The organism is Pseudomonas sp. FP818 (assembly GCF_030687335.1).
Lineage (GTDB): Bacteria > Pseudomonadota > Gammaproteobacteria > Pseudomonadales > Pseudomonadaceae > Aquipseudomonas > Aquipseudomonas shahriarae.
In genome coordinates this window covers 319,859-333,558 of record NZ_CP117427.1, presented here as the reverse complement: position 1 = coordinate 333,558, position 13,700 = coordinate 319,859, and the positions used below count along the sequence as shown (strand labels likewise).

Sequence of the window (13,700 nt, the reverse complement as noted above, 5' to 3'; positions counted from 1 at the left end):
CAATCTCGCCAATCTGGCACGCCCCCTGCAATAACCCTGGTACTACCCAGTTTCGGGGACCTTGGTACAGGCAGGCCGAGAATCCCCTCTTTAATTCGAGCGTCAAACCGTTTTGGGAGCCCTGGTACAGGCAGGCCGGGAACTCCCTCTTTTATTGCTCCAGGAGATGGATCTCCAGTCGCCAGCGGTCATCGACCGCCTTGCCCGACCATTCCCCCCGCAGCGGCCGCGCCGCCACCAGGTTCAGCAGCAAGCCAGCATCGGTCTTGCGCACGCGCCAGTTCACATCCTTGTCATTGACCTTCAATTGCCCCGCCTGGGCCTGGCCCTGGGCGTCGAACAGCAGCGCCACGGTGCCGTCGATATGCTCGCCATGCAGCTTCGGCTCGCTGTTGAACCACACCACCAGGCCATCTGCGGCAGGCTCGACCTGCAGCAAGGCAGTCGGGTCCGGGGTGGTCAGGCGACCGATCATCAAACCCACCATCAGGCCGACAATCGCCAGCGAGCCCAGGACGCGAGGCAATAGCTTCGGCCTGGGGTCGTCTTCAGGGGTAGAATGCGCTGCATCTTTATCTTCGGAGCCGTGCATGTTTCACGTCATCCTTTTTCAACCAGAAATTCCGCCGAATACCGGCAACGTTATCAGGCTGTGCGCCAACAGTGGCTGCCACCTGCATTTGATCGAGCCGCTGGGCTTCGAAATGGACGACAAGCGCCTGCGCCGCGCGGGCCTGGACTATCACGAGTACGCCACCCTGCAGCGCCACGCCGACCTCGCCAGTTGCCTGGAGAGCCTGGGCCAGCCGCGCCTGTTTGCGTTCACCACCAAGGGCTCGCGGCCGTTTCATGATGCCAGCTTTGCCGAAGGGGACGCCTTCCTGTTCGGCCCAGAGAGCCGTGGCCTGCCGGCAGACGTACTCGACGCCCTGCCCGACGGCCAGCGCCTGCGCCTGCCGATGCGCGAAGGCTGCCGCAGCCTGAACCTGTCCAACACCGTGGCCGTCGCCGTCTACGAAGGCTGGCGCCAGCTCGGGTTCAAATAACCCCCAAAACCAAATGTGGGAGCGGGCGTGTGTGGGAGCCGGGCTTGCCCGCGATGCAGGCACCTCGGTGTGTCAGTGACACAGAGGTGATGCTATCGCTGGCAAGCCAGCTCCCACACACGCCCGCTCCCACATTTAGAGCAGCGTCGGGTTCAGCTTACTGAACCGTCGGTGCGCCTTCCTGTTGCATGCGCTGCAGCTCTTGCGCATACAGGGCATCGAAGTTCACCGGGGCCAGCATCAGGGCCGGGAACGAGCCACGGGTGACCAGGCTGTCCAGGGTCTCGCGGGCATACGGGAACAGGATGTTCGGGCAGAACGCGCCCAGGGTGTGGCTCATGGACGCATCGTCCAGGCCCTGGATCAGGAAGATACCGGCCTGCTGGACTTCAGCGATGAATGCCACTTCTTCACCGTTCTTCACGGTGACCGACAGGGTCAGTACCACTTCGTGGAAGTCGCCTTCGAGCTGCTTCTGACGGGTGTTCAGGTCCAGGCCGACGCTTGGGGTCCATTCCTGACGGAAGATCGCCGGGCTTTTCGGCGCTTCGAACGACAGGTCACGCACGTAGATACGCTGCAGGGAAAATTGTGGGCCTTGAGCCTCTTCTGCTGCCGCTTCGATGTTCGGTTGGTCAGTCATCTCGCAGATCCTTCTTGATCTTGGGGTCTTTTAGGTTTTTGGAGTCAGACGTGAAGCAGCGCGTCGAGTTTACCGGCGCGCTCCAGGGCGAACAGGTCGTCGCATCCACCGATATGCTGGGTACCGATCCAGATTTGCGGCACAGAGGTGCGCCCCGCCTTCTGGGCCATCTCGGCACGCACCGCAGGCTTGCCATCGACCTTGATCTCTTCGAAGGCAACCTTTTTGCTCTGGAGCAACTGCTTGGCTCGCATGCAATAGGGGCAATAATCGCTGGAATAAACGACAACCTGGCTCATATCACTTCACCAACGGCAGGTTATCGGCGCGCCAGCTGGAGATACCACCCGACAGCTTGGCGGCGGTGAAGCCGCTTTTCATCATTTCGCGGGCATGGCCACCGGAGTGCTGGCCTTGGGCGTCGACCAGGATAATGGTCTTGGCCTTGTGCTTTTCCAGCTCGGCGATGCGGGCGATCAGCTTGTCCTGGGGAATATTCAGCGCGCCGACGATATGACCGGCGGCAAAGTCCTTGGCCGGGCGGATGTCGACGACAACGGCCTGGTCCTTGTTGACCAGCGCGGTCAGCTCGGCGGTGCTGAGGCTACGGCCGCCACGGCTCACTTCATGAGCAATCAGCAGCGCCAGCAGTACGACGAAGGCACCGACCAGCAGATAGTGAGAGGTAGCAAATGCAATCAGGTGATCAACCATCAAGGAGGTTCCAGGGCGTTAAAATGGCGGTAAGTATACACAGCCGCCATGGGGGGCCAACCCCCGTAAAGCGGTGACGGCATCGGAACTTCGCTTTAAACTGCCACTCCCTTTTCAATCGCCTTCCTTTAATAACGCCGCGAGAGGATCTATGACTACCACGCCTAAACCTTTGGTCCTGATGATTCTCGATGGCTTCGGTCACAGTGAAAACCCCCACGACAACGCCGTATTCGCGGCGAACAAGCCAGTACTGGACCGCCTGTGCGCCAGCGTACCCAATGGCCTGATCTCCGGATCGGGCATGGACGTCGGCCTGCCGGACGGCCAGATGGGCAACTCCGAAGTCGGCCATATGAACCTGGGCGCCGGACGAGTGGTATATCAGGACTTCACCCGTGTGACCAAAGCCATCCGCGATGGCGAGTTCTTCGAGAACCCGACCATCTGCGCCGCGGTGGATAAAGCCGTTGCCGCCGGCAAGGCCGTGCACTTCATGGGCCTGCTGTCCGACGGTGGCGTACACAGCCACCAGGATCATCTGGTGGCCATGGCCGAACTGGCCTTCAAGCGCGGTGCCGAGAAGATCTACCTGCACGCCTTCCTCGATGGCCGCGATACCCCGCCCAAAAGCGCGCAATCGTCCATCGAACTGCTGGACGCGACCTTCGCCGCCCTCGGCAAGGGCCGTATCGCCAGCCTGGTCGGCCGCTACTTCGCCATGGACCGCGACAACCGCTGGGACCGCGTGTCCCAGGCCTACAACCTGATCGTCGACGGCAACGCCGAATTCAACGCTGCCACCGCCCAGCAAGGCCTGGAAGCCGCCTACGCCCGTGGCGAGAGCGATGAGTTCGTCAAGGCCACCACCATCGGCGAGCCGGTGAAGGTCGAAGATGGCGACGCCGTGGTGTTCATGAACTTCCGCGCCGACCGTGCCCGCGAGTTGAGCCATGTGTTCGTCGATGAGGGTTTCAAAGACTTCGAGCGCGCGCGCCGCCCGCAGGTCGAATTCGTGATGCTCACCCAATACGCCGCCAACATCCCGGCCCCGTCGGCCTTCGCCCCGGGCAGCCTGGAAAACGTGCTGGGTGATTACCTGGCGAAGAACGGCAAGACCCAGCTGCGCATCGCTGAGACCGAGAAATACGCCCACGTCACGTTCTTTTTCTCCGGTGGCCGCGAAGAACCGTTCCCCGGCGAAGAGCGCATCCTGATCCCGTCGCCGAAAGTCGCCACCTACGACCTGCAGCCGGAAATGAGCGCACCGCAAGTTACCGATAAAATTGTCGACGCCATCGAACACCAGCGTTATGACGTGATCGTGGTCAACTACGCCAACGGCGACATGGTCGGCCACAGCGGCAACCTGCAAGCAGCAATCAAGGCCGTGGAATGCCTGGACCTGTGCGTAGGCCGGATCGTCGAGGCCCTGGAGAAGGTCGGCGGCGAAGCGCTGATCACCGCTGACCACGGCAACTGCGAGCAGATGTCCGACGAATCCACTGGCCAGGCCCACACAGCCCACACCACCGAGCCAGTGCCGTTCATTTATGTCGGCAAACGCGACTTCAAGGTGCGCGAAGGCGGCGTGCTGGCGGACGTGGCACCGACCATGCTCATGCTGATGGGCCTGGAGAAACCTGCCGAGATGACCGGCACCTCGATTCTGGTCTGATTTTAAAACCACCACCAAACAATGTGGGAGCGGGCTTGCCCGCGATAGCGACGGATCAGCCGACATTGCTATGGCCGACATAGCGCAATCGCGGGCAAGCCCGCTCCCACATGGGTAAGTGGCGTTTTTGAAGGTGGCTTTTAGCCACACCCCCGCCACTCGGCACCTAACTTGCCCGCCAGCCTGAATTGGGCGTTTTTTTTGCAGCGTGGGGCGGGCATACTAGGCCGTCCCTTTCCCTGGTGTCGCCCGCCTCTATGCTTCGCGCCTTGATTACCCTTGCTCTTGTCTGCGTGCTCCAACCGGCCTTGGCCGACGAACGTGCGCAAACCCAACAACAGTTGGACGCTACGCGTCAGGACATTACCGAGCTGAAAAAGCTGCTCGGCAAGCTCCAGGAAGAAAAATCCGGGGTGCAGAAAGACCTGCGCGGCACGGAAACCGAAATGGGCAAGCTGGAGAAGCAGGTCCAGGAGCTGCAAAAAGAATTAAAGAAGAGCGAGTCGGAACTGGAGCGACTCGACGGTGAGAAAAAAAAACTCCAGAGCGCGCGCGTTGAACAGCAACGCCTGATCGCGATCCAGGCCCGTGCCGCCTACCAGAACGGCCGCCAGGAATACCTCAAGCTGCTGCTCAACCAGCAGAACCCGGAAAAATTCGCCCGCACCCTGACCTACTACGATTACCTGAGCACCGCGCGCCTGGAGCAACTCAAGAGTTTCAACGAGACCCTGCGCCAGTTGGCCAACGTCGAGCAGGAAATCGCTGACCAGCAAAGCCAACTGCTGGCCCAGAAGAGCAGCCTGGACACCCAGCGCGACGAGCTGGACAAAGTGCGCAAGGAGCGCCAGCAGGCCCTGGCCAAGCTCAACAACGACGTAAAAGCCCGTGATGCCAAGTTGCAGGCGCGTCAGCAGGACCAGGCCGACCTGGCCAAAGTACTCAAAACCATCGAGGAAACCCTGGCACGCCAGGCCCGCGAGGCCGAAGAAGCGCGGCAGAAAGCGCTGATGGCCCAGCAGGAAGCAGAAAAAAAGCGCCAGCGTGAAGCCGAGGCGCTCGCCAGCGACGCCCCGCGTAAACCGGCGCGTGCAGCACCCGGGCCGCTGGTTTCCAGGGCCGGCGAATCGTTTGGCGGGCCTTTTGCTACTGCCCGAGGCAAACTTCCATGGCCAGTTGATGGTCGACTACTGGCACGCTTTGGTGAAACCCGTGGCGATGACACCCGTACCAAGTGGGATGGCGTGATGATCAGCGCCTCTGCGGGCAGCCAGGTGCACGCCGTCCACGGCGGGCGCGTGGTGTTCGCCGATTGGTTGCGCGGCGCCGGGTTGCTGGTGATTCTTGACCACGGCAATGGCTATTTGAGCCTGTACGGCCACAATCAAACGTTACTCAAGGCCGCAGGTGATGTTGTAAAAGCCGGTGAATCCATCTCCACTGTCGGTAACAGTGGTGGCCAGGACACCCCGGCGCTGTACTTTGCTATTCGTCAGCAGGGCCGCCCGAGCGACCCTGCACAATGGTGTCGCGCCCAAGGATAGGCCGCACCTACATTAGGAGTTCGTTCGACATGCTGCATTTGTCCCGCCTCACTTCGCTGGCCCTGACGATCGCCCTGGTGATCGGCGCGCCTATGGCATTCGCCGACCAGACCGCACCGTCTGCCATGGCCGCGACCACCAAGGCACCGCTGCCGCTGGACGAATTGCGCACCTTTGCCGAGGTCATGGACCGGATCAAGGCCGCCTATGTCGAACCCGTGGACGACAAGACCCTGCTGGAAAACGCCATCAAAGGCATGCTCAGCAACCTCGACCCGCACTCTGCCTACCTGGGCCCGGAAGATTTCGCCGAGCTGCAGGAAAGCACCAGCGGCGAATTCGGCGGCCTGGGCATCGAAGTCGGCGCCGAGGACGGCATCATCAAGGTGGTGTCGCCAATCGACGACACCCCGGCGTCCAAGGCCGGCATCCAGGCCGGCGACCTGATCGTCAAGATCAACGGCCAGCCGACCCGTGGCCAGACCATGACCGAAGCCGTCGACAAGATGCGCGGCAAGGTCGGCCAGAAAATCACCCTGACCCTGGTGCGCGACGGCGGCAGCCCGTTTGACGTGACCCTGACCCGCGCCACCATCGTGGTCAAGAGCGTGAAGAGCCAGTTGCTGGAGTCGGGCTACGGCTATATCCGCATCACCCAGTTCCAGGTCAAGACCGGCGACGAAGTGGCCAAGGCCCTGGCCAAGCTGCGCAAGGACAACGGCAAGAAGCTCAACGGCATCGTCCTGGACCTGCGCAACAACCCCGGCGGCGTGCTGCAATCGGCGGTGGAAGTGGTCGACCACTTCATCACCAAAGGCTTGATCGTGTACACCAAGGGCCGCATTGCCAACTCCGAACTGCGCTTCTCGGCCACCGGCAAGGACCTCAGCGAAAACGTACCGCTGGCGGTGCTGATCAACGGCGGCAGCGCCTCGGCCTCGGAAATCGTCGCCGGCGCCCTGCAAGACCAGAAACGCGGGGTACTGATGGGCACCACCAGCTTCGGCAAGGGCTCGGTGCAAACCGTGCTGCCGCTGAACAACGAGCGTGCGCTGAAGATCACCACAGCGCTGTACTACACGCCTAATGGTCGCTCGATCCAGGCCCAGGGCATCGTGCCGGATATCGAGGTGCGCCGGGCCAAGATCACCAACGAAAGCGACAACGAGTACTTCAAGGAAGCCGACCTGCAAGGTCACCTGGGCAATGGCAACGGCGGCGCCGACCAGCCAACCGGCAGCGGCCCGAAAGCAAAGCCGATGCCACAGGACGACGATTACCAACTGGCCCAGGCGCTGAGCCTGCTCAAGGGCTTGAGCATTACGCGCAGCCGTTGATATGCGTTTTGCGCTAATCCTTGCAATGTTGTGCAGCCTGGCCGGAGTCGCCCTAGCGACGCCGGCCGACAAGCCCCACAAAGCCTACCTCACGCTTATCATCGACGACCTTGGGCAAAACCTGCCCAGGGATCGTCGTGTGCTGGCCCTGCCCGGCCCGGTGACGGCGGCGATCATGCCCGACACGCCCCACGCTGCTGAAGTCGCCCGCGAGGCCCACCGCGCCGGCAAGATCGTGATTCTGCACATGCCCATGGACCCGGCCACCGGCCCCTTCGCCTGGCACCCCGAGCTGCCCATCGAAGAACTGGGCAAGCGCCTGGATGCGGCGTTCAAGGCCGTGCCCTACACCGCCGGCATCAACAACCACATGGGCAGCCGCATGACCGCCGAGCCTGGTGCTATGGCGTGGTTGATGGGCGAGCTGCAGCGTCGGCACAAGTTTTTCGTCGACAGCCGTACCAGCGCCAAGACCGTGGCGGCCGCCGAGGCTCAGAAAATCAACCTGGCCCACGTCTCACGGGATGTATTTCTGGATGACGAGCGGACCGAAGCGGCCATCGCCACGCAGTTGCAGACGGCTATCAAGCTGGCCCACAAACAGGGCTCGGCGGTGATGATCGGCCATCCTTATCCACAGACCCTGGCGGTGCTGGAGCGCGAGCTGCCCAAGCTCAAGGCCCAGGGTATCGAGTGGATTGATATCAAGCTGATGATCAGTGTGCGCAGCAATCGGGCGATGGCTGGGCACGGCAAGGATGGGGTTTACCGCTGAAACCTACAGATAGCGCGCCATGATCTGATCCACCACACCCTCCTTGCGTAGCTGGTCCAGCGCCGCCTGCAGCTTGGCCACCACCTCATCCGGCACCTCCTTGTTCAGCGCCAGGTACAACTGGGCGCTATTGAAGCGCAGCACCGTCTTGAGCCCGGAAACCCCCACCTGACGCGCCAGATAGCGCCCGGCCGGGTCGCCGGTGGCCCAGAGGTCAATCTGCCCCTCCATCAGCTTTTGCGCATTGTCCTGGTCGCGCAGCACGATGATCGGCTTGAGCCCGCGCTTTTCCAGGGTCTGGGCAATGGCATCGCCTTTGTAGGCACCGATCTTGTAGCTACGGGCGTGCTCAAGGTCGGTCAGCTGGATCTTGCTGTCAGCCTTGGCCAGCAGCACCCAGTCATCCGGGCCGATGGGGCCGACCCACTTGAACAGCGCTTCGCGGTCCGGCAGGCGCGCCATGACGAACACGCCGTAGCCTGGCTTTTCCAGGGCGAGTTTATAGATCCGCTCCCAAGGGAAGCGCAGCGTGAGGTTGTAGGAAATGCCAGCCTGCTTGAAAGTCTCGCGGACAATGTCCACCGCAATGCCTTCGATGTTCTCGTCCTTGGCGAAGTTCTTGCCGTTTTTCGCCATGTTGTAGGGCGGAAAGTTCTCCGTCAGCAGCACCAGAGAAGTGCCAGACGGCTCAGCGGCATTGGCCGAGCCCGCCAACAGAATGGAAGAACTGGCGAGGGCAAGCAGCAGGTCTTTGAGCATGTAGGGGTACCGGAATCCATGGCAGGCCCCAGAGTGCCGCGAGCCTGCCATGGTGTCCAGTGACGTTTAGCGGACGACGATTCCGCGTGCTGCCATGTAGGCCTTTGCCTCAGGCACGGTGTATTCGCCAAAGTGGAAAATACTCGCCGCCAGCACCGCGCTGGCGTGGCCTTCGATAACGCCGTCGGCCAGGTGTTGCAGGTTGCCCACACCACCGGACGCAATCACTGGAATGCCCAGTGCATCACTGATGGCGCGGGTCACGCCCAGGTCAAAGCCGTTTTTCATGCCGTCCTGGTCCATGCTGGTCAGCAGGATTTCACCGGCGCCCAGGCCTTCCATCTTCATCGCCCACTCCACCGCATCCAGGCCGGTCGGCTTGCGCCCGCCGTGGGTGAAGATCTCCCAGCGCGGGGTTTCACCCGGGCCGGAGACTTTCTTGGCGTCGATGGCGACGACGATGCATTGCGAACCGAAGTGCTGCGCCGCTTCGCCGACAAACTCCGGGTTGAACACCGCGGCCGTGTTGATCGAGACCTTGTCCGCACCCGCGTTAAGCAGGTTACGAATATCCTGCACGGTGCGTACGCCACCGCCCACGGTCAGCGGGATAAACACCTGGCTGGCCATGCGCTCGACGGTATGCAGCGTGGTATCGCGGCCGTCGACGCTGGCGGTGATGTCGAGAAAGGTAATCTCGTCGGCACCCTGCTCGTCGTAGCGACGGGCGATTTCCACCGGGTCGCCGGCGTCACGGATGTTCTCGAACTTGACGCCCTTGACCACCCGACCGTTGTCGACGTCCAGGCAAGGGATGATGCGTTTGGCCAGCGCCATGGTCAGTCCTCAGCCTTTGTAGGCATCGCAGTAAGCCTGGGCTTCGGCGACGTCCAGGGTGCCTTCGTAGATCGCCCGGCCGGTGATGGCGCCGATGATCCCCGGCGCCTGGGCGTCCAGCAGCGACTTGATATCGCCCAGGTTGTGGATACCGCCGGAAGCGATCACCGGGATTTTGGTGGCGGCCGCCAGCGCAGCGGTAAACGGTACGTTGCAGCCCTGCATCATGCCGTCTTTGGCGATGTCGGTATAAACGATGGCGGACACACCGTCGGCCTCGAACTGCTTGGCCAGGTCGATCACCTGCACGGTGCTGATTTGCGCCCAGCCGTCTGTAGCGACGAAACCATCCTTGGCGTCCAGGCCCACGATGACCTTGCCCGGAAACGCGCGGCAGGCTTCGGCGACGAAGGCCGGGTCTTTCACCGCCTTGGTGCCGATGATCACGTAGCTCACGCCTGCCTTGACGTAGTGCTCGATGGTTTCCAGGGAGCGGATACCGCCACCGATCTGGATCGGCAGGTTCGGGTAGCGCTTGGCGATGGCCGTCACTACTTCGCCATTGACCGGTTGGCCTTCAAAGGCGCCGTTCAAGTCCACCAGATGCAGGCGACGGCAGCCACCCTCCACCCACTTGGCAGCCATGCTCACCGGGTCATCGGAAAACACCGTGGAATCTTCCATGCGGCCCTGGCGCAGACGTACACAAGCGCCGTCCTTGAGATCGATAGCGGGAATAATCAGCATCTGGCAAACCTTATTCGATATTCAGCATTGCTCGGAAAATCAGGGTTTTTCGAGCGCCCACAAGTCGCTTTCGATGCTTTCGAACCTTTCTTTAAGGTGCGTCTGCACATCGAAAATCGCCCTGTTGTAATAGTGCGGAGCAATTTCAGTGGTGAACAGCTCGAGGATCTCAGCCACCTCGAACGACCCGAGACGGAGCTCGAAGCGATCTTCCATGAAACGCTTGATCTTGTCGGTCGCCTCACTCTCCTGCTGGGGAGTGAGATTGAGGATCGGTGGCTTGATCTTCTTGGCCATTACCAGCGCCCGTCCCAACTGGCGAAGTTCTGCAACAGCTGCAGGCCATGGGTATGGCTTTTCTCCGGGTGGAACTGCACGGCAAAGCGCGAACCTTCGGCCAGCGCTGCGGCAAAATCGACGCCGTAGTGCCCGCCACCCACCACCTGGCGCGGGTTACCGGCGGCGATGTAGTAGCTGTGGACGAAGTAGAAACGCGCCATGTCCGGGATGTCATGCCACAGCGGGTGGTCGACGGTGCGGCGCACTTCGTTCCAGCCCATGTGCGGGACTTTCAGATGCTCGCCGTCTTCGTGCAGATCCTTGCCGAAAAACTTCACCGCGCCTGGGAACAGGCCGATGCAGTCAACGCCGCCGTTCTCTTCACTGCGGTCGAGCAAGGCTTGCATGCCCACGCAGATCCCGAGGAACGGCCGGTCCTGGCTGACTTCGCGCACCAGGCTGTCAAAGCCCAGGCGGCGGATTTCGGCCATGCAGTCGCGAATCGCGCCCACACCGGGGAACACCACACGGTCGGCTTCGCGGATCACCTGCGCATCGCTGGTGATCAGCACCTTGCCGGCACCGACGTACTCGAGGGCCTTGGCCACCGAATGCAGGTTACCCATGCCGTAGTCGATAACCGCGACCGTCTGCATTACAGAACGCCCTTGGTCGACGGCATTTGCCCGGCCATGCGGTCATCGAGCTCCACGGCCATGCGCAGGGCGCGGCCGAAAGCCTTGAACACGGTTTCGATCTGGTGGTGGGTGTTGGTGCCACGCAGGTTGTCGATGTGCAGGCTGACCAGGGCGTGGTTGACGAAGCCCTGGAAGAATTCCTGGAACAGGTCCACGTCAAAGCCACCCACCGTGGCGCGGGTGTAAGGCACGTGCATCTGCAGGCCTGGGCGGCCCGAGAAGTCGATGACCACACGCGACAGCGCCTCGTCCAGCGGGACATAGGCATGGCCGTAACGGCGGATGCCCTTTTTGTCGCCGATGGCCTTGGCAAACGCCTGGCCGAGGGTGATACCGACATCCTCCACGGTGTGGTGGTCGTCGATATGCAGGTCACCCTTGCTGACGATATCCAGGTCGATCAGCCCATGACGGGCGATTTGATCCAGCATGTGCTCAAGAAAAGGAACACCGATATCAAATCGGGCCTTTCCGGTGCCATCCAGGTTGATCGAGGCTTTGATCTGGGTTTCCAGAGTGTCGCGCTCGACGGACGCCTTACGTTCGGCCATCACCAGCTCCGCAAAATCATTGGGCGAAAAAGGTGGTCATTATAGGGGCTGCGGGCGCTAAACAGAAACATCGAAGGGGATAAGACTGACGGCCTGTCGGGCATAGACATGTCAGTACAAGTGCGGGAGCTGGCTTGCCTGCGATGCAGACGCCTGCGTACTACAGATACACCAAGCGGGTTCTATCGCGGGCAAGCCCGGCTCCCACAGGAACCGGGCCCACACGGGTTATGCGGTGTTAGTGGAACAGCACTGCTGTCTTCTGCAAGGTCACCCACACGCCCCACGCCAGCGGAATACCCACCACCAGCCACGCAGCAATTGCCAATGGCACGGTGCCGGAAGCGGCTTTCCACTCCAGGGAAGTGCTGGCATCGGCGCCCTTGTCATGGCCCAGCGCCTGTTCGGCGGCCAGTTCGGCGTCGGTCATGAAGTACTTGTCGGCCACCGGACGCACCAGCAGGTTGCAGATAAAGCCCAGCACCAACAGGCCGGCGAGGATGTACAAGGTGATGTCATAAGCCGCAGCACGCTCCACGCCAATGCTCAGCTGATACTCACGCAGGTAGTTGACCAGCACCGGGCCCAGCACGCCGGCCGCCGCCCAGGCAGTCAGCAGGCGACCGTGGATCGCACCGACCATTTGCGTACCGAACAGGTCCGCCAGGTAGGCCGGCACGGTCGCGAAGCCGCCGCCGTACATCGACAGGATGATGCAGAACGCCGCCACGAACAGCGAGACGTTGCCCAAGTGGCCGAGGTTCGGGATCAGCGCATACAGGGCAAAGCCCAGGGCGAAGAACACGAAGTAGGTGTTTTTACGGCCCAGGTAGTCAGAGAACGACGCCCAGAAGAACCGCCCACCAATGTTGAACAGGCTCAACAACCCGGTGAAACCGGCAGCGATGGCTGCGATGGAGGCCAGTTGCCCGGCATCCAGTTGGCCAAATGGCACATCCACACCCAGCAACTTGCCACCAAACACTTCCTGCAACAGCGGCGACGCCATGCCGAGAATGCCGATACCGGCCGATACGTTCAGGCACAGCACCAGCCACACTAGGCGAAATTGCGGGGTTTTCCAGGCCACGTTCACGTGCACGTGGCGATGGGTAATCATCGCGTTGCTGGCTTTTTTCGCCGGCGCGGTCCAGCCCTCAGGCTTCCAGCCGGTCGGCGGGACGCGGTAGGACAAGGCGCCGCCGATCATGAACACGAAGTAGATCGCGGCCATCACCAGGAAGCTCTGCCATACGCCCACGCCCGTCGGCGAAGCGAAGTGGCCCATCAGTGCCGCTGCCAGGGGGGCGCCGACCATCGCACCACCACCAAAGCCCATGATCGCCATGCCGGTGGCCATGCCGCGCTTGTCCGGGAACCACTTGATCAGGGTCGAGACTGGCGAGATGTAGCCCAGGCCCAGGCCGATACCGCCGATGACCCCGGAGCCGAGCCACATCAGCCAGATCTGGTGGGTATAGATCCCCAGCGCCGAGATCAGCAGGCCACCACACCAGCACAGTGCCGAGACCACACCGGCCTTGCGCGGCCCGGCGTGTTCCAGCCAGCCGCCCCAGATCGCTGCCGAGCAGCCCAGGAAGATGAAGAACAGGGTGTAGATCCAGCCCAGCATGGAGATCGGCCAGTCGCAGGACGACGAGAAGATCTGCGCGATAAAGCTCATGTCCGGCGCGCACGCGACCGGTGCGGTGACGCCCAGCGCCTTGGACAGTGGCAGCCAGAACACCGAAAAGCCGTAGGCCATGCCGATGCACAAGTGGATAGCCAGGGCGGCCGGCGGAACCAGCCAGCGGTTAAACCCTGGCTTGGCGATGATACGTTCCTTGGACAGGAACGCAGGCTGCGCAGCAGGAATGCCGGCCGCAGTGCTAGTGTTCATTGGTGTTTCCCCCAGTTGTTGGTCTGTGTTCGCCAGGCGCTCTCCTCCTCGGCCTTTGCACGCAATGCGTGGCCGTTTTGTCGAGTGAAGCTCCCTGTAAGCGCGACGTTTCGTCGCAGAAGGCGGGCGAACGCGCAAAGATTAGCATTTGGCGCCGCGAGAAAAACCAAACTGACACTACCTTTTTCGGCT

16 protein-coding genes are annotated in these 13,700 nt (G+C 61.8%); 5 read left to right on the top strand and 11 right to left on the bottom strand.

Annotated elements, in window-relative coordinates; translation table 11 throughout:
• Positions 1–151 precede the first annotated feature (151 nt).
• Entirely contained in the window at positions 152–592 is a 441-nt protein-coding gene (locus tag PSH80_RS01480; protein WP_057958040.1) for a hypothetical protein, read from the bottom strand.
• On the opposite strand from PSH80_RS01480, the gene PSH80_RS01475 reads away from it, so the two are divergent.
• Entirely contained in the window at positions 591–1,046 is a 456-nt protein-coding gene (locus PSH80_RS01475) for a tRNA (cytidine(34)-2'-O)-methyltransferase (RefSeq protein ID WP_057437141.1), read from the top strand. The genes PSH80_RS01480 and PSH80_RS01475 overlap by 2 nt on opposite strands.
• A 157-nt stretch (positions 1,047–1,203) precedes the next feature.
• Here PSH80_RS01475 and secB read toward each other — a convergent pair whose 3' ends face one another.
• From secB to PSH80_RS01460, 3 genes are read right to left on the bottom strand one after another with little or no spacing between them, the layout of a single operon-like run.
• Positions 1,204–1,689 (bottom strand): protein-export chaperone SecB, encoded by a 486-nt coding sequence (gene secB, locus PSH80_RS01470; protein ID WP_057437139.1) that lies wholly within the window; start codon positions 1,687–1,689, stop codon positions 1,204–1,206.
• A 44-nt stretch (positions 1,690–1,733) separates the two neighbouring features.
• On the bottom strand, positions 1,734–1,988 hold the full coding sequence (grxC, locus tag PSH80_RS01465; protein ID WP_115127178.1) for a glutaredoxin 3: 255 nt from the start codon (positions 1,986–1,988) through the stop codon (positions 1,734–1,736).
• 1 nt (position 1,989) lies between these two features.
• Positions 1,990–2,403, bottom strand: a complete 414-nt coding sequence (locus tag PSH80_RS01460; RefSeq protein ID WP_029295907.1) for a rhodanese-like domain-containing protein — start codon at positions 2,401–2,403, stop codon at positions 1,990–1,992.
• 151 nt (positions 2,404–2,554) lie between these two features.
• On the opposite strand from PSH80_RS01460, the gene gpmI reads away from it, so the two are divergent.
• The 4 genes from gpmI to PSH80_RS01440 all read left to right on the top strand — a co-directional run bounded on the left by gpmI (position 2,555) and on the right by PSH80_RS01440 (position 7,737).
• A complete protein-coding gene (gpmI, locus tag PSH80_RS01455; RefSeq protein ID WP_057958038.1) occupies positions 2,555–4,081 on the top strand; it encodes a 2,3-bisphosphoglycerate-independent phosphoglycerate mutase in 1,527 nt (508 codons plus the stop codon).
• A 257-nt stretch (positions 4,082–4,338) separates the two neighbouring features.
• Positions 4,339–5,625 carry a murein hydrolase activator EnvC gene (locus tag PSH80_RS01450; RefSeq protein WP_057958037.1) on the top strand — a complete coding sequence of 429 codons (1,287 nt, stop codon included), beginning with the start codon at positions 4,339–4,341 and terminating at the stop codon, positions 5,623–5,625.
• 29 nt (positions 5,626–5,654) lie between these two features.
• Positions 5,655–6,962 carry a S41 family peptidase gene (locus tag PSH80_RS01445; RefSeq protein ID WP_057958036.1) on the top strand — a complete coding sequence of 436 codons (1,308 nt, stop codon included), beginning with the start codon at positions 5,655–5,657 and terminating at the stop codon, positions 6,960–6,962.
• A gap of 1 nt (position 6,963) precedes the next feature.
• Positions 6,964–7,737 carry a divergent polysaccharide deacetylase family protein gene (locus tag PSH80_RS01440; protein ID WP_273878737.1) on the top strand — a complete coding sequence of 258 codons (774 nt, stop codon included), beginning with the start codon at positions 6,964–6,966 and terminating at the stop codon, positions 7,735–7,737.
• Positions 7,738–7,740: 3 nt separating this feature from the next.
• Here the strand turns inward: PSH80_RS01440 and PSH80_RS01435 are convergent, their stop codons facing one another.
• The 7 genes from PSH80_RS01435 to PSH80_RS01405 form a co-directional block, all read right to left on the bottom strand.
• Positions 7,741–8,496, bottom strand: coding sequence for an ABC transporter substrate-binding protein (locus PSH80_RS01435; RefSeq protein WP_057444609.1), 756 nt, complete (start codon positions 8,494–8,496; stop codon positions 7,741–7,743).
• Between the two features lie 66 nt (positions 8,497–8,562).
• Complete coding sequence (hisF, locus tag PSH80_RS01430; protein WP_003171107.1) at positions 8,563–9,333, bottom strand: imidazole glycerol phosphate synthase subunit HisF; 771 nt, start codon at positions 9,331–9,333, stop codon at positions 8,563–8,565.
• A 9-nt stretch (positions 9,334–9,342) separates the two neighbouring features.
• Positions 9,343–10,080: a 1-(5-phosphoribosyl)-5-[(5-phosphoribosylamino)methylideneamino]imidazole-4-carboxamide isomerase gene (hisA, locus tag PSH80_RS01425; RefSeq protein ID WP_186625110.1), complete on the bottom strand. Its 738-nt coding sequence runs from the start codon at positions 10,078–10,080 to the stop codon at positions 9,343–9,345.
• Positions 10,081–10,119: 39 nt separating this feature from the next.
• On the bottom strand, positions 10,120–10,377 hold the full coding sequence (locus tag PSH80_RS01420; protein ID WP_029295898.1) for a DUF2164 domain-containing protein: 258 nt from the start codon (positions 10,375–10,377) through the stop codon (positions 10,120–10,122).
• Positions 10,377–11,015 (bottom strand): imidazole glycerol phosphate synthase subunit HisH, encoded by a 639-nt coding sequence (gene hisH, locus PSH80_RS01415; RefSeq protein ID WP_305418890.1) that lies wholly within the window; start codon positions 11,013–11,015, stop codon positions 10,377–10,379. Before hisH ends, PSH80_RS01420 begins: the two co-directional genes overlap by 1 nt.
• Positions 11,015–11,608: an imidazoleglycerol-phosphate dehydratase HisB gene (hisB, locus tag PSH80_RS01410; RefSeq protein ID WP_003218037.1), complete on the bottom strand. Its 594-nt coding sequence runs from the start codon at positions 11,606–11,608 to the stop codon at positions 11,015–11,017. Before hisB ends, hisH begins: the two co-directional genes overlap by 1 nt.
• 238 nt (positions 11,609–11,846) lie before the next feature.
• A complete protein-coding gene (locus PSH80_RS01405; protein WP_057958034.1) occupies positions 11,847–13,508 on the bottom strand; it encodes an OFA family MFS transporter in 1,662 nt (553 codons plus the stop codon).
• Positions 13,509–13,700 lie beyond the last annotated feature (192 nt).